Raw genomic sequence first — 25,185 nt, 5'->3', positions numbered from 1 at the left:
CTTACAGCTCAGCAAACTTGCGTTTCGATATGAAGCATTGTATCTTCTGAGTTACTTCCAAGACAAATTCATCTGTATGTAAGCAATCATAGCTAAAATAACTTGGAGACCCAGCAGCACAATTGATTTTGCTTGTATTGGCTGGATAAGAAGGTCCATTGTGAATAGACCACCAATCGCATTGCACCACGCATGAAAACACACACAGATCATGACACTTCCAGTCAGCCTGTATAAGACTGCCAACATAAAAGACATCGCGATACACCAACACAAAAACGAGATGAAGTTCATGGAGGATTGGTTTGCGTTCTGTAGCAACCAGAGCGGAAGATGCCAAATGGCCCATATCACGCCTGTGAGAAGACATGCAGCAAAAAAAGGGAGTTTTTGCTCTAATGCTGGCTGCAAAAAACCGCGCCAGCCAAGCTCTTCCAATCCGCCGCCTATAATCATGAATGGAAACATAAGGAGTATCGTATACCAAGGCTTTCCTAGATATCGATTGCAAAGGATATTGATCACAATCTGGCTGGCAAAGAAAATAGCAACAATCAGGGCGCGAGAGCTGGATATATGATTGGTTCTGACGATACGTTCACAAAGTTCTTTAATCCCGTGAATCTGTCCGCTTTTTTTAAGAAGAATCGTAACAGCATAAGCTGGAGCAAATCCAATTGAGAAACCAACTAGTAAGTAGTATACGACAGTTCCAATCGGTTCTGCAAACCATTCAAGCCGTTCGCCTATTATGACGATTGTTGTAGCACTCCATGCAATTAAAAATACAAGCAATAAGTATTGTAGTATTGGTTTTTTCTCATAATAATTCCACATCAGCATAACCTCCTCATTGTAAATAAACTATGGACTCATTCTTGTTGTCCTTATTTTCAGACTGACTGGTTACTGCTTCCCAACATGAAAAGGACAGATGTACACAGGCTGAACAGTAATCCATCCGTATTCAACTGAATATATTGCATAGCAGGGTAGCACCTTGTTAGAATCAAGTCTCTTTCGATTCCGCTGAGACATACTGTAATGAAAGAATATATTTCATCTAACGTCTGTTTAGGAGAGAAATAGCCTTTTTGTATTTGCTCTTCAATATATTGATATGCTTGCGTTTGTAAATAATCGCTATGGGATGCAACCTTTACATTTGCCCGAAACCTCTGATAATATTGCTGGTCGCTGGCAAGCGTAGAAAGCATTTCATTTAAAATCTTACCGTACCCAGTGATGCCAATCATAATCGCATCAAAATATAGCGAAAACAGCTGCTTTACAACATCTTCTGGAGAATGTCCTGAGTGCAGTATTTCATCAACTTTAGCAGACACGTCAATAATTGATGTGTCTCTGTTAATGAGGGCAAATAGGATATCCTCCAAATTAGTAAAATAACGATATACAAGCCCGTGACTAAAGCCTGTTTTCTCAATAATATCTTTCATTTTAACTGTATATACTGGCTTGGACATGCAAACATCAAATGCAGCATCCAGTATCTGATCCCGTTTTTCCTCCAAATACTGTTCATTTACTTTTGGCATTACATAAACCTCCCTTAAAATGACTTTATCGTCATTATTATATGATATACTATACTCTCTTTTCTATGTCATGTCAATGTTAAAATGACGAATGTGTCATTTTAATATTGTGGATGTGGTCCAGTCAATCGCAGGCAACATAGCTGTTAATAAAACTGCGGCTGGTATCAGGTAGAACGAAGTGGGAATAGGAACCGAAAACGACGTGAAGACAAATGATTGTGTGGTAAAGTAAGTCGGAACATGAAGCTTAGCACTAATTAAAGCAATGTATCCGCTACTATATCAAGGAGGAGGCACTTTAAACTACGCCAGCACTGGATAAAACGATTTTTCCCTTGTTGATTTCTGATAGGGGAAATACTGAGATTTTGTTAATCATTTTGTTAATTCTATAGATTAAAGTGTCTTCTATAGAATTAACAAAATATCAGAAGTACTATTTGAGGTAATTAGAACTGTACAAGCCATAAATAAAATATATAATTATGTGTATTTTTATTCCATACTTTAATAGATATTTTTTAAAATAAAAAGCATTTTTTCTGTAGTTTTATTTACACCATTGTTCTTATTTTTTTATTGATTTTCTAAGAAAGTCTGATGTTATAGTATTACCTTTTTTTAACATTTCTGATGGAGTACCTTCAAATACTACCTGACCACCATTTTTACCACCATCAGGTCCAATATCTATCACCCAATCTGCTTGCTTTAAAACATCTAAATTATGTTCAATGATAATAATTGTATTACCTATGTCTACTATTCTTTCAAAAATCAACATAAGCTTGTCAATGTCAGACATATGAAGACCAGTAGTTGGTTCATCTAGAATATATATAGTACCTCTTTTATTAAGATTTTTTGCTAGTTTAATTCTTTGACATTCTCCGCCAGATAGTGTACTAAGTGGCTGACCTAAAGTCATATAAGATAATCCAACATCTTTCATAGTTTGTAATATTTTACAAAGTTTCTTTTCCGTAAAGAATTCAAGTGATTCATCTACTGTCATGGAAAGAACTTCAACTATATTTTTACCCTTATACAATTTTGACAGGACTTCTTCATTATATCGAGTACCTCTACAAGCTTCACATATATTAATAACAGGGTCCATAAATACCAGTTCTGTAACAAGTACTCCTTTTCCATTACAAATAGGACAAGCCCCTTTAGAATTAAAGCTGAATAAACTTTCACCAACATTATTTTCTTTAGCAAAAAGTTTTCTTATTTCATCAAAAAAACCAAGAAATGTAGCTGGCATAGAGCGATTTGTAGTCGTGATAGGGTTTTGGTCAATTTTAATAACATCTTTTTCATATTTTTTTGCAAAAATACTAGAAATCAAAGTACTTTTTCCAGAACCAGCAACTCCAGTAACAACTGTCATGATTCCAACCGGTATATCTATATCAACATTTTTTAGATTATACAAACAAGCTCCTCTAATGGGAAGAAAGTTTTTTGGTTTACGAGTATTAGATTTTAGAGATAATGACAAATTCATAGCTTTTGAAGTAAGTGTATTTGCTAGAAGTAATTCATTATAGGTACCTTGAAATATAATATTTCCCCCATGTTTACCAGCATTTGGACCAATATCTATAATCTCATCTGCTATAGATATGACATCTTTATCATGTTCTACCACCAGAACTGTATTTCCTCTGTCTCTAAGTCTTTTTAATAATTGATTCATACGATGTACATCTCTTGGGTGCATTCCAGTGCTGGGTTCATCAAAAATATAGGTTAGACCTGTGAGGCTACTTCCCATATAGCGTACAAGTTTTAATCTCTGAGCTTCTCCTCCAGATAGAGAAGTTGATTCTCTATTTAGATGTAAATAAGGAAGTCCAATATCAATCATTCTTTTCAAGCCATCAGTAAGAGTATCTACAACAGTTTCAACTCTATCATCATTTATTTGAGAGAGTAAATTGTAAAGTTCAGTAAATTCCATATTACTCATATCTGCTATAGAATACCCTAAAATAGTGCAGTTAAGAGCATCTTTATTTAATCTTTTTCCATGACATTCAGGACATTCCTCATCAGTTATAAGTCTTTCTGACTTTTCTTTGGTGTGTTTGCTCATATTGCTAATATCTCGATTTAGATATGTTTGATTGTATTTATTAAAAATACCTTCAACTTTTGAATTTTCAGGTTTGCTTTTTCCATCTTTTGAGCCATATAGCAATAAATTATATTCCTCCATAGAATAATCCTTCAGAGGTTTATCTAAATCAAATAGTCCAGATTCAGCATACTGTTTCCAATACCATGAATTAGGTTTAAATAGAGAGTCATTTACACAACCTGCATTCCATGAATTTTCAGGATTTAGAATAGACTCAATATTAATCGCTTTGACTCTACCAATTCCAGAACAGTTTTTACACATACCATTTGGGTCATTAAACGAAAAATATGATGTTGTTCCTATATATGGTTTGCCAATTCTAGAAAATAATAATCTTAGTGAAGAATACAAATCGCTTATAGTTCCTACTGTAGAACGTGCATTGCCACCAAGAGGAGACTGGTCCACGATTACAGAAGCAGTTAAATTATCAATCAGTTCTACATGAGGTTTTTTGTATTTTGGAAGTCGACCTCTAATAAATGCTGAATATGTTTCATTCATTTGTCTTTGTGATTCTGCCGCAATTGTGTCAAATACAATACTTGATTTTCCAGAGCCAGAAACTCCAGTAAAGACAATGATTTTGTATTTTGGAAGTTTAAGTGAGATGTTTTTTAAATTATTATGTGTAAGTCCCTTTATTATGATATCTGACATAAATACTAAGCCCTTTCTTTATATATTTTAGTAGCATAATTATATTATGTAGTTATATTATAATAAGGTTAAAATTTATTTTCATGATATATTCTGCTATATTACAGATATTATTTTTAAATTTACTTACAGTGTAAACAGTATTAATTAGTATGCTACATATAAAAACAAAACTCCTATTATAAAACTTATTTAGAATTTAGTAAAAATAAGCTAGTTTAAAAGATTTAAATAACTTGACTTTTAAAACTTACTATTGTAATATTTTAAATATTACAATGGTAAGTTTTAGGTGTATACTCAGACATAATTTTACTACTTGAAAGGAGAGAACAATGTTACTGATAGTTATAATAGCTGTTTTTATAATAGCTTTAATCAACATAATTATATTAGGTAAAGAAAATATAAAAGGAATAATTATTCCTGTAGCTTTATTTCTTGTAAGTGACTTCTTATTTCTTTGTGGAAATATTATATTGAGAGGAGGAGTGATTTTACTATTCATAGGATTATTTGCAATACCATTAATGTTGATTGCTTTCATATGGATTTGTGTACATATTATTAAGCTACATCTTAGAAAAGATTTAAATAAAAGAAAAGTAATCGGATGTATAGTTTGTACTTTTATAAGTATATCTACTATATTTCTTCCTAGACCAAGTGAAAGTTTTAGATTCCAACTTTACAAAAAGGATTATATAGAGGTTGCACAAGCAGTCTTAAAAGCATGTGATGAAAAAAAGTTAAATTCTGAATATAATCTAAATATTAAACTTGGCAAAAAGGAGTTAGAAAATATTTTTTCCGAAGAAGTAGTAAATAAAATAAATAAGTTAAATAGAAATGTAGATGTAACTAAGATAGTTGGTAATAAAAAATCAGTTTGTTTTTTCTTTGGAGCTGAATTACAATCTGTTGATGGGATTGTATTCTTTAAAGATTTAAAAGGAAATAAGCCAGAGTTAGATTTTACAAATAAACACATTCAAGCTCCACGTTTAGAGTATATGGCAGATGATGTCTATTATTTTAAAGGAGGATTATAAATATACATATATAGGGAAGGAGTAAGATATGAAAAGAAAGACAAGTTTTATTTTAATAATTATTCTATTAATCATTGCATTTATAGCAAAACATTCAATGGAAAGTAATCAAAAGAGTAAAGAACAAGATATTAAGAGTAACAATACAAATTTTAAATCAAATGAATTGGATAGTAAAGATAGTACACAACAGAAAAAAGATAAAGTTAATGTAGTTGATTATAGTAATTGTTTTAAAGATGTTAGTGGAGGGGCTGTTTTTTATAGTAGTAAAAATAAAGAATATAATATATACAATAAAGAGTTAATTGAAACAAGGGCTTCACCTTGTTCTACTTTTAAAATAATTTCAACATTAATTGGTTTAGAAAAAGGAATAGTAAATTCAAAAGAATCAGTTATGGGGTATAATGGCACAATTTATGAGATTGAAGATTGGAATAGAAATCTTAATTTGGAAGAAGCATTTAAAGTATCTTGTGTTTGGTATCATAGAAAACTGATGAATCAAGTTGATGCTAAATTTGTTCAAAATACACTAGATAATCTAAAATATGGGAATTGTGACATTAGTGAGTGGGAAGGAAATTTAAAAAATGGAAGTAAAGATTTAAATGGGTTCTGGTTAGAATCTTCATTAAAAATCTCTCCCAAAGAGCAAACACAAGTATTAACTAAAATTTTTGAGGGTGATACAAGTTTTAAAAAAGAGAATATTAATCTCTTGAAGGAGATTATGAAAATAGATACAAATGATAAGAAAATAAATGTATATGGTAAAACTGGAACAGGATTTGATGAAAAGAAGCAATGTGTTGATGCATGGTTTGTTGGGATGGTAGAAAATGAAGATGATAAATATTACTTTGCTATTAAATCAGATGATTATAATAAAAAAATCGGAGGACCAAAAGTAAAAGAGATTGCAATTGATATAATTAAGAAATATTACAATACTATATAATAGACATAACTTTATACTAAAATATTAGGTAGATTTAAGGAACTATGCAATGAATTGATAAATATATTGCATAGTTTTTATTTTATTTATATTATTTTAAGTATATGTAAAAGGATATGAGCAAAATTTTAATAAAAAATAATCTTATATTGGTTAAAATTTATAAGGTGTTTATGTAAAGTATCATATTTAATTGAAAAAAGTATTTTGAGAGAGAGTCAACATTTAGTTTGAAGTGTCACTATAATGTCATTTTGGATTGCTAAACTTTAACTATAAAGGAGATGATTATATATGGAAATACTAAAATGTGAAAATTTAACAAAGACATATGGCTCAAATCAAACTATGGTGACGGCTCTTAATAATTTGAATTTATCAGTTCAAAAAGGTGATTTTGTATCCATAGTAGGAGCCTCTGGTTCTGGAAAATCTACATTACTCCATATGCTTGGAGGAGTAGATAGACCTACATCTGGAAAAATTTATATTGAAGATACTGAGATAGCAAGCTTAAAAGAAGAAGCATTGGCAATTTTTCGACGCAGAAAAGTAGGGCTTATATATCAATTTTATAATCTTATACCTACTCTTGATGTTAGAAAAAATATATTATTACCAATGTTACTTGATAAGAGGAAAGTGGATGAAGATAGGTTTTCGGAAATTGTATCTACCTTGGGATTAACTGATAGGCTAAAACATCTTCCAGGTCAACTTTCAGGTGGGCAACAGCAAAGAGTAGCTATAGCTAGAAGTTTAATATATAGACCAGCTATTTTATTAGCAGATGAACCAACAGGTAATCTTGATAGAAAAAATTCTGAAGAAATTGTAGATTTACTAAACTTATCAAATAAACGATTTAATCAAACAATACTTCTTATTACTCATGATGAAAAAATAGCATTAGAAGCAAATCGCATTATAACTATGGAAGATGGTATGATAGTTTCTGAAAAGGTGGTGAAGAAATGAATATTCTTCAAGAATACACCTTAGATTTTGTACGTCGTAATAAGCGTAGTAGTATAGCTATAATGTTGGCTATATTACTTACTACAACTATGATGTCTTCTTTATGTGGATTATTATATACAATGTGGAGTGATTTTATAAGACTTTCAGTTGAGAAAGAAGGTAATTGGCATGGAGAATTATTTGATGAAACTCATGGAAGTGACTTATCATTAATTGAAAATTTCTCTTCAGTTGATGATGTGATGATTAAAGGACCATGGTATGTAGGTAAAATTAATGATGATAAAAGGGATTACATAATTTATAGAAATGCCACATCAGAATATTGGAATTCTATGCCAGAAAAAGACACTATACTAGAGGGGCGTCGACCAAATAATGCTAATGAAATTGCACTCTCAAAACAATATTTTGAAAGTAATCCAAATGTAAAAGTTGGTGATAAGATTACTATCCCAATAGGAGATAGGGTTTTAAATGAAAATTATATTGTACCTACAGCACCAACAGCAAAAGGTGAAAGTTTTAGAAAGATTTCAGAAACTGTGTTGACAATAGTAGGGAAAATAGATGTTACTACTTCATCAGTTGTACCTGCATATACAGCTCTTGGTTATCTTGATAGATCAAGTATAAAGCCTAGTGATAATATTACTGTATATTTGCGATTTAAAAATATTAGAGGTACATATAAAGAGCTTCCAAAGCTTGCTAAATCATTAGGATGGAAAATGAATGAATATGGAAAATACAATCTTAAGTATAATAGTAATTATCTTTTAAAAAAGTTAGTCTTTTCTCCAGAACAGAAAGCATCTATGAACAGTATAGAAAAATTTTCAACACCTCTTATGTATTTAACAATAGCAATCTTTACAGTGGCTGTATTTGTAATGGTGATTTATAATGCTTTTGCATTATCAGCAAATGCTAGACTTACTCAATTGGGCATACTAGCTAGTATTGGAGCATCTCCAAAGCAGATTAAAAAGTCTGTAGTTTTTGAAGGTTTTTTATTGACAATTATTCCTTTACCTATAGGCTTATTTTTAGGGTGGGCATTGTGTAATGGCCTTGTAAGTTATATTAATTCAGTAAATATTAATATTGATAATCAACAGGTAATCTTTACTTATGGTATTCCTGCTTTCTTACCAGCTGTTTTACTTACAATAATAACAGTATGGGTTTCCGCACTGATACCAGCACGTAGAGTATCAAAACTAGCACCTATAGAAGCAATCAGACAAGGTGATAGTGTTAAAATTAAAAGTTCCAATAAATACTCATTAACAAGGTTATTTGGTATAGAAGGAGAACTTGCAGTAAATGCGCTTCGTGCCCGTAAAAAATCTTATCGTACTGCAACAATATCTTTAACACTTTCTTTTTTATTATTGACAAGCTTTCTAAATATAATTGCATGTCAAAAAGGTGCAGAGAGTGTTTATGGTAGTGATATTTATGCGAGTCAAAGGGATATATCATTGTATTTGGAAAATAGTGAACCTACAGAAAAACAGTTTTTAGAGCAATTAAACAATACACAAGGTGTAGAGAGTTCATTATATTATCTAAAAATGTCTGCAGCAACTTGGTTAACTGAAAAAGATGCTTCAAAAGAGCTTGCAAAGAGTGGAGGATTTAAAAATATAGTCTCAGCTAAAAAATATTCTCCTATAGAACGTGATGGTAAGTTTCGTATCACTTCAACTATGATTGGACTTGATGATGAGAGTTTTGCAAAATATTGCAAACAACTTTCTATAGACCCTAAACCATATTATGATACAAAAAATCCAATTTCAATTGTATATAATCGTGAGGAAGATGTTGAGCGTAGTACACGTAGGGATAAAGTATATATAGATTATTTAAATCTTTCTGTAGGAGATAACATTACATTGAATGAAAAAGTATATGATGAAGATGAGGGAAATTATACTTTTAACATGAAAGTAGGAGCTATTACAGATACACTTCCACAAATAGCAGAAAGGCTTGGTAGATACACACTAATTCAAGTAGTACCAATGTCTACAGTACAAGATATGTCTAAAAATTACCATGAAAATCGTAGATTAAAATCAAATAGGATAACAGGGCTATTTAAAATAGATAATCATGATAATATTTCTAAAGTAAGAAAAGAGTTTGAATCTATTTGCAACCAATATTATGGGTCAGGTGATTATAGGATTAATGATGTTGTAGAAAATGAAGAGTTAAGTGATAGTGGACAAATAACTATGAATTTAATAGTAGGATTTATTACAGCATTGTTAGCTGCAATTGGCTTATCAAATGTATGGGCGACTGTTTCAGGGAATCTTAGAAGTAGGCGACAAGAATTTGCTATGTTACGTTCTGCAGGATTGTCTCCAAATGGCATGAAAAAGATGATTATCTTAGAAGGATTATTTTTTGGTCTTACACCATTATTACTCAGTATTCCTGTGCAAATAGCTATATTGTATGCTTTCATCCATATAAATGAAATAAGTTTTATGGAGTATTTATTATTTGCACCAATATCCATAGTGACGAGTTTTACCATATTGATACTTATTGTAGTAATAGCATCGTATATTATGGGATGTAAACAATTAAATAATGAAAACATAGTAGAATCTATAAAAAATGAGACAATATAAACAAGATTTATTTGAATATTTTTTAAAAGCAACTTTAAATAATATTGTGTGTAAGTTATAAATAATGTATAAATGATAAATAAGATATAATGTAACTGGATTATAGGTGTTTTCCTATAATCCAGTTTTTTATGTATAAAACTTAATTATGAATTTTGCACCACCATGATGACAATTTTCTGCATGTATAGTACCATTTTGATTTTCGATAATAGACTTTGATAGAGCAAGACCTATACCAATGCTGTATTTGCTAGCATTTTTACCACGATAAAATCGATTAAAAATATATGGCAGGTCTTCTTGAGCAAAACCTTTACCATTATCTTCTATAATAATTTCAATGTATAGAGGATTTTTACTATAATAAGCAACAATCTGTCCACCATCTTCTACATGTTCACTACAGTTTTTAAGAATATTTAAAAGAGCTTCCAAAGTCCAGTTAATATCAATGTTAAATTCTACAAACGAAGAGTCTTCAATAAGAAATGTCTGGTTTTTTTCTTTTAAAATTTCTTCTATAGGTTCAACTGCATGAGTAAGAAGAGAATGGACATCTATAAGCTTACTTTCAAATATTAAAGTACTTGCATCTAACTTTGACAAAGTAAGTAAGGATGACACCAATCTTTCTAATCTTAATATTTGATTTGTAAGTCTGTTGAGGTAATCTATTTCTTCCTTGGGACAACTTTCTGCAAGTAACTGTGCCATGAGCGACATAGAAGTAATTGGAGTTTTAAGTTGATGTGCGATATCTGCAAGATTATCTGAAAGAGTTTGTCTTTCTTTTAAAGCAAATTCTTTTGAGCAACGAAGTTCTCCCACAGTTTTGTATATCTCGTCTTCAAGATGTGAAAACTCATCTTCACAACGTAAAAGTACAGATTCTTTTCCTAAATTTACTTCTTCTAAATAGCTCGTAAGCATATTTATTCTATTCATATTTTTTCTTTTTTCTCTATACTGAATTATAAACATAACTATAGCCATTGTTGACACTATAATAAAGGACACTATCATGAAATAAAAAAAGTTTTTATACCAAAATGTATTTTTAGTATAACCATGTTTTAATAAAATCTCATTTCCCACATTAAAGTCATGAGAATCTGAATTTTTTAGTGATTCTAAAATATGTTCTGTAGATTTAGGATTAAGTTGATAGGATGTACCAATGGTTTTAGCTATCATATTATATTCTTCAGAAGAAGTTACAGTTGTTAGAATTATACTTAACAAAATAGTAATAACTAAACAGAATACTATAAAAATAACAGTATTATTGATATATTTTTTTATTTTCACTAGCTGTCCTCCATTCTGTATCCTATACCTCTCAAGGTTTTTATACAGGATGGATTTTTTAGTTTTTCTCTAAGTCGCTTTATTGTAACAGTAAGAGTATTATCATTTACAAAGTTGCCATCTATATCCCAGAGCATTTCTAAGAGTTTTGCACGAGTAAGTGCTTTATTTTTATTCTCCATTAGACTTAGGAGTAGTTTGTATTCTCCTGCTGTCAAAGAGATTTCAATATTGTCCAAATATACTTTGACTTCATCTTTATTCAATCTTATATTTTCACATGTAAGAGTGCTAGTAGTGTTAGAATGAGTACGTCTAAGTACAGCATTAATTCTAGATTGAAGTACTGAAAGTAAGAATGGCTTAACCACATAGTCGTCTGCACCCATATCCAAACCTTGTACAATATCTTTTTCATCATCGCGCACTGTCAAAAATATCACTGGAATATCTCTTATATTTTTAACATATTTACAAAATTCATATCCAATCCCATCAGGTAAATTTAAATCAAGTAGAATTAAATTGATATCTTTATCAAATTTTTTCTTAGCTTCAGTGATTGTACTATAACAACAAACTACATGGTTTTTCTTTTCTAGGGAAGCTTTTATCCCAAATGCAATTGTATCATCATCTTCTAAAAGAAGTATTTTTGCCATTTATTTTCAGTCCTTTCATTTAAAAGAAATTATAGTGTAAAAATATGGTTATCAGCATAAATAACTAACTGCTTGTGTGATATTGAATATTCAGTTACCAAACTGGAATTTGTTTTAATCTTTACTATTGCTCTTTTCTATAATAGTTCCAAGACCAGCTCCTACTATCATTCCAAATACTAATCCATAACACATAGATATTCCAGTTTTTCCTTGAGAGATACCAATCGCAAAACCGATAGCAATACCAATACCTGCACCTATAAACATAAATAAAGTAACATAACTATTTCTTTTATCTTTTTCTTCCATACACAGCCCTCCAACGTAAATTTCTATTTATACAGATATTATACAGATACACAAAATCATACACAATGGAAATCCTTGTTCTACAACAAAGTTATCATTTTATCCTCTAGATTATCCTGCACAGAAAATAAAATTCCTGTCAAAAAACTTATAAATTAAAACTACGCTTTAAGTGAATCTATCAAAAGACCAAGAGTGGTTTCAATAAATTTTTTTTCTTCTATATTAAAATTGTTGAGATACGATTTTCCTGTTATAGATAATAAATTAAAAAATCCTGTAAGTGTAAATATTGATGAATACATAAGAGTGGGTATCTCAATATCTGACCTAATACTTCCATCAACTTTTCCTATTTCAAATAGTTCTTGTATTTCTTCAAACATAAATTTATTGAAAGAAAAAAACTTTTCTTTAAAAGGTATCTCTAAGTCTGAGTTTTTAGATTGTACAAGTCCAATCATTCCCATTAAAGCTAGTAAAGAAGGCTCTTTACAGTAGAATTTATGAAATGCAGAATATGAAAATTTTAATCTTTCAAATCCAGTTTTACCTTTTGAACTTTCTATTTTAACACTATCCCAAAGTCTTTTATACCCTCTTAGTACAACAGCAAAAAACAAATCTTCCTTGCATGAGAAATATTTATATATAGTACGTTTTGTATATTCTGTTTCCTTTGCTAGTTCATTCATAGAGGTGTTATCAAATCCATTAAGACAAAATAATTTTTCTGCTTTGACAACAATTTCATTTTCTCTTTGGATTTTTTCTTTATCTCTTTTTGATAATTCTGGCATATAAAACACTCCTTTTTACTGATTCCATTGATAAAATAGTATACTAGTGGCATACTTATATAACAACGGTATACTATTGCGAATAAAATTAATGTAAAGCACTATAATTTATTATAACTTTACTAATTAATTATATAGGTAAAATATAAAAAAGGGGGATTTATTTATGCAAATAAAAGAAAATATCTTGTTGTTAGATAGTACTCGTGGTGCAAATTGTTTTATTGTGTTTGATGAAGAGATTACATTGATAGATACAGGACTTCCTTTTATGGGGAATGGTATAATTAAAGAATTAAAAACACTTGGGATTCAACTAACTGATATTAAGCATATTTTACTGACTCATCATGATGTTGACCATATGTCTAATATTAAGTTATTGAAAGAATATACAGGAGCAAAAGTGTGGGCTCATATGGAAGATATCCCATTTATTATAGGAGAGAAGGATAGACCTGGATTCAAAAAATTTATTGGAAAGACAATTGCAAAAAGAATTATTAAAGATATAGAGCCTTATAGAGACAATATGCAAGTTGGAAATATAAAAATTATTCATACACCAGGACATACACCAGGACATGTTTGTATGCTTTTTGAAGATGTTTTGTTTGCAGGAGACTTAGTTAAGAATAAGAACGGAAATATAATTCCATATCCTAATCTGTGGAACTGGGACTCTGAAAAAATGATGAAATCTGTAAATGAGTTAGAAAATTTAAAATACAACTGGATATGTATGTCTCATGGAAGCCCTTGTACTAAAGAATAAAAATAATAACTTATGATACATTATTTAAAATAATAACTATTGACTATATACAACGTTGGTGATAGTATAATATCCAAGATAGAGTATAAGGTGGTGAATTTTTCTGATACGTACTTTAATTTTATATTATTTAAATATTAAGCCAACACATGGATATGAAATTCAAAAATTTTTACAAGTTTCTGGTGCAGATAGATGGACCAAAATACAATCTGGTTCAATCTACTATGCTTTGACAAAGTTAGAAAAAGATGGATTAGTTAGAGTTTTGAGAGAAGAAAAAAATGGTGCTAGAATTCGTAAGATTTATGAGATTACACAAAGTGGTAAAGTGGAGCTAAGAGAAGAACTACAAAAAGAACTGCAAATGCCTATAGTTCCAATAGGTTCAAATAAGTTTTTGTTGTATAATATTTTAGATGTATTACCAAGAGATACTATACAAACCAATCTTGAAAAGCATATAAAGCATCTGATAGAGCAGAAAAAGTATTGGGAAAACTGGAAAGAAATTAAAAAGATTGATAAAAAAAGCCTTCCAACAGAAAGAATTGCCTTTGATATGACAATTGATAATTTGAATTATCAAATACTATGGCATGAGGAAATACTAAATAATATTGATAAGTACATATCTGTTGGTTATGAAACACAGAACGTCATTAAATCTATAGATTTTTCAAATATAGAAGAAGATTTTTTATTTGCAAATGAGGCAACAAGTGAACTATTAGAGGTTCAAAAACTCAGAGATGAAATAATTAATAATCCAGACAAAGCTATAGAAAATATAGATAAAATAATACTAAAATTACAAAATAAAAAATAAGTTTATTCATAATAACACGGGTCAAAGACTCGTGTTTTAAAAAAACAATATATACAACATTGGATATATAATATTTGTTAAAATATTAGGAGGTTTTATAAATGGAAAATGTACTATTAGAGATTGAAAAGTTATCTAAAAGATATAAAAATAAGGAAGTTGTATCAAGGGAGAGTTTTAAAATACTAGAAGGGGACATTTTAGGTTTTATTGGGCCAAATGGAGCAGGAAAAAGCACCTCTATTAATATGTTTACTACGATTTTATCTCCAGATAGTGGCGATATATATTATAAAGGTAAAAGTATCAAAAATCAGCAAAATGTTTTTAAAAGTGCTATTGGTGTTGTGCCACAAGAACTGGCAATATATGAAGATTTAAGTGCATATGATAATGTTAAATTCTTTTGTTCATTGTATGGTTTTAGAGGAAACGAACTCAAATCTCGAACTAAAGAGGCCTTAGAGTTTGTTGGACTTTGGGGTAGACACAAAGAACTTCCATCAAAATTTTCTGGAGGAATGAAACGCAGATTAAATATAGCTTGTGCAATCGCACATAGTCCTAAAATTCTCATTATGGATGAGCCAACAGTTGGAATTGACCCTCAATCGAGAAATAAAATTATGGAAGCAATTAAAACGATTAATAAGAATGGTACAACAATTATTTACACTAGTCACTATATGGAGGAAATAGAAGCTTTATGTAATAGGATTATTTTAATTGATGAAGGAGTAATTTTAGAAGACTTAGATAAGAGCGTATACAAAGATAAGTATTTAAAACTTGGTTTCAAGACCTTGGAGGATATTTTTTTATATCTTACAGGTACAAATTTGAGAGATTCGGAGGAATAATATATGAGATATTTTTTACCATTGTTTAGATTAGGAATAAAGAGAAGAAGTAAAGATTTTTTTATTTTATTTTATAATATTGTTTTTCCATTAATAATCATAATGTTATTAGGATATTTAACATCAAAATCTTATGGAACAGAATTTACATCATATAACTATTATACTATTGTCACAATACCATTTTGTGTACTTATGGGAATTATTAGTGTTTCATATGCGGCACAAGATGAGAAAATTTCTAGTACATCATATCGTTATATGATTTCTCCTATTTCTATAACAGCACTAGTACTTTCAAAACTTTTTTCTTGTACAATTATACTTTCACTGTGTAATGTAATAACTTTAATGATAATAAAAAGTGTTTTTCAGATAAGTTTTGGTGGAAATTTTTTAGTTATTATTTTTCTTTTAGTGTGTGAATCAACTGTAGTATCAGCTATAGGTTTATTTTTAGGTCTTGCATGCAAAACCTTAGATATACTACGTAATATCATTAATATACCAATAGTGATTTTTGGTTTCTTAGGAGGAGTATTTTTTCCAGTTAGTTCATTAAACCCAATTGTTTCATTAGCAATTAATATATCACCATTGACTTGGGTCAATAGGAGTATAGTTACTTGTATTTATGATAATAATTTTCAACCTATTTTTTATATATCATCTATATTTGTAATGATAAGTATTTTAATTACAGTACTTACAGTTAAATTTTTTAAAAAGGAGGCATTTATATAGTGAACCTAATAGGTATTTTTAATAATAATTTTAAAAGAAATATAAATAAAAAATCAGGATTTTTAGTAACACTCTTATTTCCAATAATTATAGTAATACTTGGAGTAATGGCAAACTACATAAGTAAACCACCTTTTAATATTGGTATTTTAAGTGAGTATAAAAATGAGCAAGTTTTAAATGAATCTGAAAAGAATATTTATACAGATATGGTTAAGGCATTAAAAAGTACTCAAGGAATTGATGTTGAAACTGCAGATTTTAAAACAGTTAAAACTGATATTATAACTGGAAAATATTCTGCTGTTATATATTTTAATAAGGGTAATTTCGAACTTTATTCTATAAAAGATAAAAGTACAAATAATATATTAGAGTATTTAATAGAATCATATAAAGAAGATTCAACACCTATAAATATAAGTAAACTACAAGAAAATACATTAGGGGTTTTGCAAAGAATAATTGCTTTTATTGTATTATTTTTAATGATAACATCTACTATTACAGCATCAATGATTATTAAAGATAAGAATTCAGGTACATTTACAAGAATATTATATTCACCACAAAATATAAGAGGATATGTGTTAGGGAATATGCTATATAACTTTGCAATCACATATTTTCAATATCTAGTTTCTATAACTATTATTAAATTATTTAATATTGATATTAGTATCAGTTATATAAATTTACTTTTAATGGGTGTATGGATATCGGCTTTGGCAACTTCTTTTGGAACATTTGTATCTTCCTTGTTTAATAAAGAGATGTATGCAAATTTATTTGCTACTGGTATATCTCTTATATTATCACTTGCTGGTGGTTCATTTATTCCAATTGATAAAATGCCTACTATGTTGCAAAATATGAGTATCATAAGTCCTATACGATGCTTTATAAGTATTTCCACTTACATGGAAGATGGGAAAGGATGGTTTTCTAATATGAACTATATTTATATTTTAACAGCAATAATAGTAGCTTTAATTTTGTTAACTGTGGGATGCACTAAAAGAGTAAAATATTTAAATAAAATTGAGAACTAAATAAAATTAAAGAAAAAATAAATAGTTATAATTAAAATAAGTAAACAATCACATTATCCTATCAGTGCAATGTGATTGTTTATCCTAGATTATAAATATTATAATACATGGTTATAATACAGATGTTTTTTAGAATAGCCATGTATCAGTATTAAAGCACATTTTTTGTATATCATCAATAAAACAACTTACATGGTATCCATCAGTAGCTGCATGATGTACTGTTATAGAAAGAGGGAGAAGTATTTTTTCATCTTTTTGATGATACTTACCTGATTCAACTGTAGGGAAATAATAATTTTCAAGACCATGATTATGTACAGTAAAGCTTTTAAAACTAATCCATGGAAGACATGAAACAGTATAGCAATTTTTTGGAGGATTAGGTTTTGCTAAAAAACCATAATTTTTTCCATATTGTTCAACATCATTTAAGTAACTCTTATAGAATATTGAAAAATCTTTATTGTATTCTGTCCATATTGATGAAAAAGTTTTATTATCATCATGAAAAATTGCATAGAATGGAGTTAAAGTATCCCAATATCCTAGTTCATTTTCATCATATGCAATCTTTAGTTCTTTATATCGATTTAAACAAGTTGTTACTATATATAGATATGCTGGATAAAATTTGATATTTTTCTTTTTCGTTTCATCAAGTAAATGAGTAATATCTATTTCTATAGTTAAATCAAATCCTACATTTGTCATCTTTGAAAAATAATAAAAATGTGTATATCGTTCCCAGTTTTGTAAGTCAATTTTATGGAATTGTTGTTTATTCATATAAAATCACCATATCCTTTATAAGATTTATTTGATTATCAATATCGTTATCTGTAAGTATTAAAACAGGTGCGGATGTCTTCATACTATCAAACAAGAACATTATGTGTGTTGCAAGTATTGTAGAATTACATTTTTTAAATTCATTTTTAGATTGTCCATAATCTATTAACTTCGAAAGCATTGTAATAGCTGAGTTATATCTTTTGTTCATATAATCACGCTGGTCTTTTTCTACAAAAGCAAATTCATGGATTGCAAAATCTAGTCCAGAATATTCACTTTGTATTTCTGACTTTTGTTGATTAAGAAAATACTCTAACATTTGCCTAGCTGATATATTTTCTTTGATACTTTCATCTAATAAATTTTTAGCATTGTCTTTATGAGAATTTAGCATATCAATAAAAATTTCTTTTGTTGAATTAAAATGTCTGTATAGACCACCACGACTTAAATTACATGCTTCACAAACATCTTTCATAGTTACATTACTGTAGCCTTTTTCAGAAAATAACCTTATTGAAGTATCAATAATAAATTGTTTAGTTTGTATTCCCTTTGTTGCCATAGATTTTCCTCCTTTGCGACATGCGTGTCGCTTTTGATTATAAGACACTTATGTCGCTTTGTCAATTTAAATTTATATAGTATAAAACAGTTAGGTGTAAGATAACTTAATTTATTTTAAATTAAGAAAGAAATTTATTAAAGATAGTAATAATAATATTGACTTTTAAAACTTACATATGTAATATATAAATTACTATCAATTATAATATTTAAGATACATATTTTTTATGAGTATATTTAAAAACAATAGACCAATAAAAAAGTATATAATTGATATATTTATGGGCTTATTTTAAATTTAAAGCTTACATATGTAATATATTGAAGAATAAGGGGGTTTGTATGAAAAAAAAGATAAAAACAAAGAAATTACTAATCCTTGGAGCTTTAATCTGTTTAGTTACAGTTATTATTGGTCTTACAATTAATTTTGTATTGAATGGATTTAATAAAATCAAACCAGATGAAGTATTAAAACAGTATATGTCTTTCGCAAATGAAAGACAATATGAAAAAATGTACAATCTATTAGATGAGAAAAGTAAACTAGAAAACAAAAAAGAAGATTTTATCTCTAGAAATAAAAAAATATACGAAGGAATTAGTGCACACAATATAAGTATTGATATTAAGGGCATTAAAAAAGATGAAGATGAAGGTACAAAAATAAATTATGATTCTAAAATAAACACTTTAGCAGGAGAAATCTCATTTTCAAATGAAGTATTGTTGACTAAAGACAAGCAAAAAAACTATAGAATAAGATGGCAGTCAAAAGTTATATTTCCAGAACTTGAAAATGATAATAAGGTTCTAGTATCAACACTTAAAGCTAAAAGAGGAAATATTTTAGATAGAAATGGTGAAGTACTTGCTGGTCAAGGTCTTGCATCTGTTATAGGATTAGTGCCTGGAAAGATGAGTAATAATGTAGAAGACCTAAAAAAACTATCTGATTTACTAGATATACCAGTTGAGAAAATCCAAAAAAAATTAGATGCATCTTGGGTAAAAGAAAACTCAATGGTACCTATAAAAACTATTGAAAAAATAGAAGAAAATCCAGATGGATCTGTAAAAGAAAAAGATAAATCATTACAAGAATCATTACTTAGCATTTCAGGAGTTAAAATATCTAATACAGAGGTAAGAGCATATCCACTAGGTGAAAAAGCTGGTCATTTAACTGGGTATGTTCAAAATGTGAATGCAGAAATATTAAAAGAAAAAAAGGGAAAGAACTACAATGTTAATAGCATAATAGGTAAAATTGGTTTAGAAAGTTTATTGGAAGACAGAATACGTGGTATTGATGGATGTGAGATTATCATAGCTGATAGATATGGAGATAAAAAAGAAACTTTAGCAATTGTTCCAAAGCAAGATGGGGAAGATGTCAAACTGACCATTGATTCGAAGATACAGAGTAAATTATATGACCAGTTGAAAAATGATAAAGGTTGCGCAGTAGTTATGAATCCTAAAACAGGAGAGATTTTATCTCTTGTAAGTAGTCCATCATACAATCCAAATGAATTTATACTAGGTATGTCAGGGGATAGATGGAAGGAACTCAATGAAAATGAAAATAAACCAATGTATAATAGATTTAAAGCCAGACTATGCCCTGGGTCTTCTTTCAAACCAGTTACTGCTGGTATTGGTATAACAACAGGAAAGATTAATCCTAATGAAAATTTTGGACATAGTGGTCTTAGTTGGCAAAAAGATTCTAGTTGGGGAAGTTATAAGGTAACTACATTAAAGGATTATGGAAATACTGTAAATATGAAAAATGCATTGATTTACTCTGATAATATTTACTTTGCCAAAGCAGCATTAAAAATAGGTGAAAATGTATTATCAAAAGAATTGTTAAAACTGGGATTTGAAGAAAGTATACCATTTGAATTTGGATTAGCTTCTTCAAAATTTGGTATTGACAATAAATTTGATACAGAAATACAATTAGCAGATAGTGGGTATGGTCAAGGTAAAGTACTTGTAAATCCAGTACATATGGCATCAATATATTCAACTTTTGTCAATGATGGAAGTATGATAAGGCCTTATCTTGAATTTAAAGAAAATCCACAGGCTGAATTCTGGAAAAAAGATGTGTTTTCTAAAGAGTCTGTGAAAATTATTCGTGATGATTTAATTCAAGTTATTGAAAATCCAAATGGAACAGGCCATAGTGCTAAAACTGAAGGAGTTACTATTGCTGGAAAAACTGGTACAGCAGAAATTAAAGCATCAAAAGATGATACTACTGGAACAGAGCTTGGATGGTTTAATGCTTTTACAGTTGATGAAAATAGTGACAAACAGTATTTAGCATTAGCTATGGTTGAAGATGTGAAACATCGTGGAGGAAGCCATTATGTTATACCTATTATAAAATCAGTATTTGAAGATTAATATGATGTATTAGAGATTATATTTTTGGCTTATTTTTAGATAAAAGTCAAACTAATAAGAGACTTCACTATATAGTGAAGTCTTTTATTAGTTCAAAAAATAAAATAGTGGCAACAATTGAGGATGTGAGGGAGAGTTGCCACTATTTGTATAGGGTATTATATTATGTTTTTAAGCTAGTTTTACTATCTTCTATGTTTATATAATAAACCTTGTATATGAATTTTATAGAGAATTAATTTGAATATTGTATGAAGTTTTTAAATCTTAAAGAAAAAGTATTAGGTTTTATGTAAATAAATAAAAACTTACATAAATATTTAAACTATTTATAAATAAAATCACATATTTAGAGTATTTATATAGATATATGTGAACAAATTACAACCATCAAATTTTTTTATTGTAATTTTAAAAGTATATTTGCATTAATTTGTCTTATATATTTTTTTATCATTTAAAATAGATAATGTTATTTTGGCTGCTGTGATACCATTAGAATAATCTTTACTTTGAATGTTTGTTGCAAATAAATAAGTATTTCCATTTTTTTCTACATAGCCTATAAACCAACCATTTACATCTTTTCCATTTATATTAGCAGTACCAGTTTTTCCATAAAGCGATACTCCAGCTTCTTTAGATATCAATAATGAATCTTTTACAATTTTTATATTGTCATCTTTAAATTCAAATTTATTTGTATAAAAATCTTTAAGTAAATTTACCTGTTCAATAGGTGAGATTTTCAAAGAAGATTCTAACCAATAGTTTGATATCCCAGATGAAACATCACAATTTCCATAGTTAATTTTTTTTAGATAAGTTTGTACTTTCTTCATACCATTTTTTTTGTCTAAATCTTGAAAATACCAGTTAACGGAGTTTTCCATAGCAGAAAATAAGTCATGGTCTTTATTCCAAGAATCATTAGTAGAATACTTCCCATCCCAATGAATGTATGAATTATCTCTTGTTATCACACCATTTTCTAATCCCAACAAAGCACTATAAATTTTATAAGTGGAGTCTGGTGAAATTCTCGTTTTACTTTTTTCTTCATTATAAATATGATACTGATTTGACTCTAAATCATACATTACAAAACTTCCATCAAAACCCTTGAAATACTGACTTAAATCTTCATATAAAGTTTGATTACTTGTAATATTATATTTTTCATTGACATCTGCCATAATGGATAGTGTAGGGCTACTTCCAAATACAATTAAAGCTATTATTGTAAAAATTAAAATACTTTTAAGTTTTAAAGCTTTTGACTCAATTTGGAAATCTGTTATCTTTAATATACGTCTTTTTATTTGCTTTTTTGAACCACCAATATCTGAAGTAAGTGTGAGATTAGATGGCTTTGATAGATTGTCTATAAAATTTATTATGGTATGTCCATATTCTATGTAGCTATTCTCATCAAGTCTTTTTAAAACTGAAATATCACATGCAATCTCACGGTCTAATCTCATTTCTTTAAGTGCATACCAGATAAGAGGATTAAACCAATATAATATTTGGAAAAAACACATTAGATAATTTACTAAAATATCTTTGTTTTTAGAGTGTTGTAATTCATGAAGTAAAATATATCTTATGTCTTTTAAAGATAATTTAGATATAGATTCGCTTGGTAATATAATATGTGGCCTAAAGTATCCAAATGTAATAGGTGTATTTATAATAGATGATTTACATAGTATAAAATTCTTATCTAAACCTATATTTTCTTTACAGTGCTTAAAAAGTGAAAGTATCTCTTCATCTTCTAAAATTTGTACTGATTTTTTTATATTTCCTATTTTAAAATTACAATGAACTGTAATAATTATCATGGTTGTAATTCCAATTATCCATAATGTTAGCAATAAAATATTTAAATTATCGAAATTAGATTGACTCAAAGATACTGAAAAATCTTTTAATGCATTTGAATTATTAATTATACTGTCTGAAGAGTTTTTTACAATAGAAGTATTTGCTGTATTATTTTCAATCTGAGTAAAACTAGATATATAGCTAAATATATTTAAATGATTAATATATTTAAGCGGAATAAATGGGATTATTAACATTATAAGTATCATAAACCCGATATTGTATTGATACATTGCAGAAATATGTTTTTTTAATATTTTTTTAGCAAGCAAAATTATAATAATTAAAAAAGATAAGGTTATTGTGCTAAGCAAGAATCGAATAAAAAATGGAGCATACATACTTACTTATCCTCCTTAGTTTTCCTTTTATCTAAAATATGTCTTAATTCTTCTATATCATCTTCTGATAATTTATCATTCTCTAAAAAATTTAGTACCATAGAATTAAGTGTTCCATTATAAAAGCGATTTAAAAAAGAACTACTTTCTGTAGATACATACTCTTCTTCTTTAACAATTGGAGTATAAACAAAGACTCTACTATTTTTTTCATATGCCAAAGCTCCCTTTTTAACCAAACGCAACAACATTGTCTGAATAGTCTTAGGACTCCACTTACTTGTTTTTACTAGCTTTTCAATCACTTCATTCGTACTAATAGGAGCATATTTCCAAATGATTTTCATTACTTGATATTCTGCTTCTGAAATCTGTGGTAGTTTTTTCATAAGATACCTCCTTATACTTACATTTGTAATACATAAAGTATATTATCATTAGTTCGCTTTGTCAATTTTTTTAAATAGTTCATTTTTAGTCATCTAGAAAGTACATGTATTTAAACATAAATAGTATTAATTAAGCTGTATATCTATGACTAATTAATCTGTATGTATGGTAAAAAATTAAATATAAGGATTATATTGACAGTTAAAAAAATGGTTGATATACTTATTGTTGATATAACAACTAAAATGGAGGTATAAATTATGATAATTACAGTTATAAATGGAAGCCCTAGAAAAAATGGGGCAACATCAAAGGTTTTGACTCAGTTATGCAAAGATATAAAAAAAATTAAACCAAATGTCAAAATCAATTTTTTTAATCTAAGTGAAGTCAATCCATCATATTGCATTGGTTGTTTAAATTGTTATAAAATAGGTAAGTGTATTAATCAAAATGATAAAGTAGAGCATATTCATGATATAATTACTAAGAGTGATGGCGTTATATTTGGTAGTCCAACTTATGGAAGTAGTGTAACTGGTCTTTTTAAGGTGTTTACAGATAGAGCTCATATGATGTTAGAGCGATTATTGTATCATAAACCATGTATAGCAGTTACAACATATGAAAATGCTCGTGGTTCAAAAGCTATTTCTTTTATGAAATCAATGGTTTCAGATTCAGGAGGTTATGTTTGTGGTCATTTATCTGTAAAGGTTGGATTTAATCAAAATCCTATAGTTGAAAGAGTAGAATCAAAGATACAAAAGGTATCTAAAAAATTTGTTTATTGTATAGAGGAAAAGAAAAATCCACCTGTGTTTTCTCAAATCTACGTTTTTATTGCTATGAATATTATTTTAAAGCCAATGGCATTTAAAAATATTGAGCAATATAAAGGAATAATTGATAGATGGGAGGCGCAAGGTATTATTTAGATGGAGGTATTATGAGAGATTTTGAGAAATTATATGAAGTTACAAGTAAGTTAATAAGTACTTCATTGAAAGTAAAAGAAGATTTAAAAAAGATGTTTAAGCAAAATGGGTATGATATAACAACTGATCATTATGCTTTATTAAGATTTCTATGGGAACAAGATGGAATTTCTCAAATAGATTTGTGCGAAAAATCATGTAAGGATAAATCTAATACAACAAGAATTTTAGATGTTATGAAAAATAAAGGCTTGATTGTTCGTAAAGTAGATGTTAAAGATAGACGAAAATTTCAAATATTTTTAACAGATGTAGGCAGAGAATTAGAAGAGCCATTAAATAAAATTGCAGATATATATGCAACAGAGACATTTAAAACTATTTCAGATGAGGAGCTGTCTTTATTTACTGAAGCTTTAGATAAACTCAGTAAATAAGTATAAACTATGTTTTAAGAAGTCTTTTTAACTCAT

General features: G+C 28.5%; 23 protein-coding genes. 12 read left to right on the top strand and 11 right to left on the bottom strand.

What is annotated here, in order from left to right; genetic code table 11:
- Positions 1 to 51: 51 nt before the first annotated feature.
- The 3 genes from IC174_RS15695 to IC174_RS15685 form a co-directional block, all read right to left on the bottom strand.
- Entirely contained in the window at positions 52 to 837 is a 786-nt protein-coding gene (locus IC174_RS15695) for a type II CAAX endopeptidase family protein (protein ID WP_227435340.1), read from the bottom strand.
- Between the two features lie 56 nt (positions 838 to 893).
- Complete coding sequence (locus IC174_RS15690) at positions 894 to 1,559, bottom strand: TetR/AcrR family transcriptional regulator (RefSeq protein ID WP_227483365.1); 666 nt, start codon at positions 1,557 to 1,559, stop codon at positions 894 to 896.
- A gap of 571 nt (positions 1,560 to 2,130) precedes the next feature.
- Entirely contained in the window at positions 2,131 to 4,374 is a 2,244-nt protein-coding gene (locus IC174_RS15685) for an excinuclease ABC subunit UvrA (RefSeq protein WP_227483364.1), read from the bottom strand.
- Positions 4,375 to 4,709: 335 nt separating this feature from the next.
- On the opposite strand from IC174_RS15685, the gene IC174_RS15680 reads away from it, so the two are divergent.
- The 4 genes from IC174_RS15680 to IC174_RS15665 all read left to right on the top strand — a co-directional run bounded on the left by IC174_RS15680 (position 4,710) and on the right by IC174_RS15665 (position 10,025).
- Positions 4,710 to 5,426 (top strand): hypothetical protein, encoded by a 717-nt coding sequence (locus IC174_RS15680; RefSeq protein WP_227483363.1) that lies wholly within the window; start codon positions 4,710 to 4,712, stop codon positions 5,424 to 5,426.
- A 28-nt stretch (positions 5,427 to 5,454) separates the two neighbouring features.
- Positions 5,455 to 6,390, top strand: coding sequence for a penicillin-binding transpeptidase domain-containing protein (locus IC174_RS15675; protein ID WP_227483362.1), 936 nt, complete (start codon positions 5,455 to 5,457; stop codon positions 6,388 to 6,390).
- Between the two features lie 294 nt (positions 6,391 to 6,684).
- Complete coding sequence (locus IC174_RS15670; protein WP_227435330.1) at positions 6,685 to 7,368, top strand: ABC transporter ATP-binding protein; 684 nt, start codon at positions 6,685 to 6,687, stop codon at positions 7,366 to 7,368.
- A complete protein-coding gene (locus IC174_RS15665; RefSeq protein WP_227483361.1) occupies positions 7,365 to 10,025 on the top strand; it encodes an ABC transporter permease in 2,661 nt (886 codons plus the stop codon). Before IC174_RS15670 ends, IC174_RS15665 begins: the two co-directional genes overlap by 4 nt.
- 129 nt (positions 10,026 to 10,154) lie before the next feature.
- Here the strand turns inward: IC174_RS15665 and IC174_RS15660 are convergent, their stop codons facing one another.
- The 4 genes from IC174_RS15660 to IC174_RS15645 all read right to left on the bottom strand — a co-directional run bounded on the left by IC174_RS15660 (position 10,155) and on the right by IC174_RS15645 (position 13,110).
- Entirely contained in the window at positions 10,155 to 11,336 is a 1,182-nt protein-coding gene (locus tag IC174_RS15660; protein WP_227483360.1) for a sensor histidine kinase, read from the bottom strand.
- Positions 11,336 to 11,998, bottom strand: coding sequence for a response regulator transcription factor (locus IC174_RS15655; protein ID WP_227435324.1), 663 nt, complete (start codon positions 11,996 to 11,998; stop codon positions 11,336 to 11,338). Before IC174_RS15655 ends, IC174_RS15660 begins: the two co-directional genes overlap by 1 nt.
- A 114-nt stretch (positions 11,999 to 12,112) precedes the next feature.
- Positions 12,113 to 12,310 carry a hypothetical protein gene (locus IC174_RS15650; protein WP_227435321.1) on the bottom strand — a complete coding sequence of 66 codons (198 nt, stop codon included), beginning with the start codon at positions 12,308 to 12,310 and terminating at the stop codon, positions 12,113 to 12,115.
- Between the two features lie 161 nt (positions 12,311 to 12,471).
- Positions 12,472 to 13,110 (bottom strand): TetR/AcrR family transcriptional regulator, encoded by a 639-nt coding sequence (locus IC174_RS15645; protein WP_227483359.1) that lies wholly within the window; start codon positions 13,108 to 13,110, stop codon positions 12,472 to 12,474.
- Between the two features lie 166 nt (positions 13,111 to 13,276).
- Here IC174_RS15645 and IC174_RS15640 point away from each other — a divergent pair, with 166 nt between their 5' ends.
- The 5 genes from IC174_RS15640 (at position 13,277) to IC174_RS15620 (ending at position 17,370) form a co-directional block, all read left to right on the top strand.
- Positions 13,277 to 13,885, top strand: coding sequence for an MBL fold metallo-hydrolase (locus IC174_RS15640; protein WP_227483358.1), 609 nt, complete (start codon positions 13,277 to 13,279; stop codon positions 13,883 to 13,885).
- 97 nt (positions 13,886 to 13,982) lie between these two features.
- Positions 13,983 to 14,714 (top strand): PadR family transcriptional regulator, encoded by a 732-nt coding sequence (locus IC174_RS15635; RefSeq protein WP_413926960.1) that lies wholly within the window; start codon positions 13,983 to 13,985, stop codon positions 14,712 to 14,714.
- A 101-nt stretch (positions 14,715 to 14,815) separates the two neighbouring features.
- Positions 14,816 to 15,574: an ABC transporter ATP-binding protein gene (locus tag IC174_RS15630; RefSeq protein WP_227483357.1), complete on the top strand. Its 759-nt coding sequence runs from the start codon at positions 14,816 to 14,818 to the stop codon at positions 15,572 to 15,574.
- 3 nt (positions 15,575 to 15,577) lie between these two features.
- On the top strand, positions 15,578 to 16,318 hold the full coding sequence (locus IC174_RS15625; RefSeq protein ID WP_227483356.1) for an ABC transporter permease: 741 nt from the start codon (positions 15,578 to 15,580) through the stop codon (positions 16,316 to 16,318).
- The gene (locus IC174_RS15620; protein ID WP_227483355.1) at positions 16,318 to 17,370 is read left to right on the top strand and encodes an ABC transporter permease; all 1,053 of its coding nucleotides are present in this window, start codon (positions 16,318 to 16,320) and stop codon (positions 17,368 to 17,370) included. Before IC174_RS15625 ends, IC174_RS15620 begins: the two co-directional genes overlap by 1 nt.
- Before the next feature lie 129 nt (positions 17,371 to 17,499).
- Here the strand turns inward: IC174_RS15620 and IC174_RS15615 are convergent, their stop codons facing one another.
- Both IC174_RS15615 and IC174_RS15610 read right to left on the bottom strand, forming a co-directional pair.
- Positions 17,500 to 18,159 carry a CatA-like O-acetyltransferase gene (locus IC174_RS15615; RefSeq protein WP_227435303.1) on the bottom strand — a complete coding sequence of 220 codons (660 nt, stop codon included), beginning with the start codon at positions 18,157 to 18,159 and terminating at the stop codon, positions 17,500 to 17,502.
- Positions 18,152 to 18,730 carry a TetR/AcrR family transcriptional regulator gene (locus IC174_RS15610; protein ID WP_227483354.1) on the bottom strand — a complete coding sequence of 193 codons (579 nt, stop codon included), beginning with the start codon at positions 18,728 to 18,730 and terminating at the stop codon, positions 18,152 to 18,154. Before IC174_RS15610 ends, IC174_RS15615 begins: the two co-directional genes overlap by 8 nt.
- A gap of 344 nt (positions 18,731 to 19,074) precedes the next feature.
- Here IC174_RS15610 and IC174_RS15605 point away from each other — a divergent pair, with 344 nt between their 5' ends.
- Positions 19,075 to 21,153: a penicillin-binding transpeptidase domain-containing protein gene (locus tag IC174_RS15605; RefSeq protein ID WP_227483353.1), complete on the top strand. Its 2,079-nt coding sequence runs from the start codon at positions 19,075 to 19,077 to the stop codon at positions 21,151 to 21,153.
- Between the two features lie 428 nt (positions 21,154 to 21,581).
- On the opposite strand, the gene IC174_RS15600 is transcribed toward IC174_RS15605, so the two are convergent.
- Positions 21,582 to 23,384: a BlaR1 family beta-lactam sensor/signal transducer gene (locus tag IC174_RS15600; protein WP_227483352.1), complete on the bottom strand. Its 1,803-nt coding sequence runs from the start codon at positions 23,382 to 23,384 to the stop codon at positions 21,582 to 21,584.
- 2 nt (positions 23,385 to 23,386) lie between these two features.
- A complete protein-coding gene (locus IC174_RS15595) occupies positions 23,387 to 23,773 on the bottom strand; it encodes a BlaI/MecI/CopY family transcriptional regulator (protein WP_227435294.1) in 387 nt (128 codons plus the stop codon).
- Between the two features lie 261 nt (positions 23,774 to 24,034).
- On the opposite strand from IC174_RS15595, the gene IC174_RS15590 reads away from it, so the two are divergent.
- A complete protein-coding gene (locus tag IC174_RS15590) occupies positions 24,035 to 24,712 on the top strand; it encodes a flavodoxin family protein (protein WP_227483351.1) in 678 nt (225 codons plus the stop codon).
- Between the two features lie 11 nt (positions 24,713 to 24,723).
- Positions 24,724 to 25,149 (top strand): MarR family transcriptional regulator, encoded by a 426-nt coding sequence (locus IC174_RS15585; protein ID WP_227435289.1) that lies wholly within the window; start codon positions 24,724 to 24,726, stop codon positions 25,147 to 25,149.
- Positions 25,150 to 25,185 lie beyond the last annotated feature (36 nt).

Source organism: Clostridioides sp. ES-S-0001-03 (genome assembly GCF_020676075.1).
Classification (GTDB): Bacteria; Bacillota; Clostridia; order Peptostreptococcales; family Peptostreptococcaceae; genus Clostridioides.
The sequence above is the reverse complement of the archived record's forward strand: the minus strand, read 5'-3'. Positions and strand labels throughout refer to the sequence as shown.

Excerpts from the sequence above, each read along its gene's own strand:
- IC174_RS15695 (WP_227435340.1), bottom strand. The coding sequence starts at position 837 with ATGTGGAATTATTATGAGAAAAAACCAATACTACAATACTTATTGCTT.
- IC174_RS15690 (WP_227483365.1), bottom strand. The coding sequence starts at position 1,559 with ATGCCAAAAGTAAATGAACAGTATTTGGAGGAAAAACGGGATCAGATA.
- IC174_RS15685 (WP_227483364.1), bottom strand. The coding sequence starts at position 4,374 with ATGTCAGATATCATAATAAAGGGACTTACACATAATAATTTAAAAAAC.
- IC174_RS15680 (WP_227483363.1), top strand. The coding sequence starts at position 4,710 with ATGTTACTGATAGTTATAATAGCTGTTTTTATAATAGCTTTAATCAAC.
- IC174_RS15675 (WP_227483362.1), top strand. The coding sequence starts at position 5,455 with ATGAAAAGAAAGACAAGTTTTATTTTAATAATTATTCTATTAATCATT.
- IC174_RS15670 (WP_227435330.1), top strand. The coding sequence starts at position 6,685 with ATGGAAATACTAAAATGTGAAAATTTAACAAAGACATATGGCTCAAAT.
- IC174_RS15665 (WP_227483361.1), top strand. The coding sequence starts at position 7,365 with ATGAATATTCTTCAAGAATACACCTTAGATTTTGTACGTCGTAATAAG.
- IC174_RS15655 (WP_227435324.1), bottom strand. The coding sequence starts at position 11,998 with ATGGCAAAAATACTTCTTTTAGAAGATGATGATACAATTGCATTTGGG.
- IC174_RS15650 (WP_227435321.1), bottom strand. The coding sequence starts at position 12,310 with ATGGAAGAAAAAGATAAAAGAAATAGTTATGTTACTTTATTTATGTTT.
- IC174_RS15645 (WP_227483359.1), bottom strand. The coding sequence starts at position 13,110 with ATGCCAGAATTATCAAAAAGAGATAAAGAAAAAATCCAAAGAGAAAAT.
- IC174_RS15640 (WP_227483358.1), top strand. The coding sequence starts at position 13,277 with ATGCAAATAAAAGAAAATATCTTGTTGTTAGATAGTACTCGTGGTGCA.
- IC174_RS15630 (WP_227483357.1), top strand. The coding sequence starts at position 14,816 with ATGGAAAATGTACTATTAGAGATTGAAAAGTTATCTAAAAGATATAAA.
- IC174_RS15625 (WP_227483356.1), top strand. The coding sequence starts at position 15,578 with ATGAGATATTTTTTACCATTGTTTAGATTAGGAATAAAGAGAAGAAGT.
- IC174_RS15615 (WP_227435303.1), bottom strand. The coding sequence starts at position 18,159 with ATGAATAAACAACAATTCCATAAAATTGACTTACAAAACTGGGAACGA.
- IC174_RS15610 (WP_227483354.1), bottom strand. The coding sequence starts at position 18,730 with ATGGCAACAAAGGGAATACAAACTAAACAATTTATTATTGATACTTCA.
- IC174_RS15605 (WP_227483353.1), top strand. The coding sequence starts at position 19,075 with ATGAAAAAAAAGATAAAAACAAAGAAATTACTAATCCTTGGAGCTTTA.
- IC174_RS15600 (WP_227483352.1), bottom strand. The coding sequence starts at position 23,384 with ATGTATGCTCCATTTTTTATTCGATTCTTGCTTAGCACAATAACCTTA.
- IC174_RS15595 (WP_227435294.1), bottom strand. The coding sequence starts at position 23,773 with ATGAAAAAACTACCACAGATTTCAGAAGCAGAATATCAAGTAATGAAA.
- IC174_RS15590 (WP_227483351.1), top strand. The coding sequence starts at position 24,035 with ATGATAATTACAGTTATAAATGGAAGCCCTAGAAAAAATGGGGCAACA.
- IC174_RS15585 (WP_227435289.1), top strand. The coding sequence starts at position 24,724 with ATGAGAGATTTTGAGAAATTATATGAAGTTACAAGTAAGTTAATAAGT.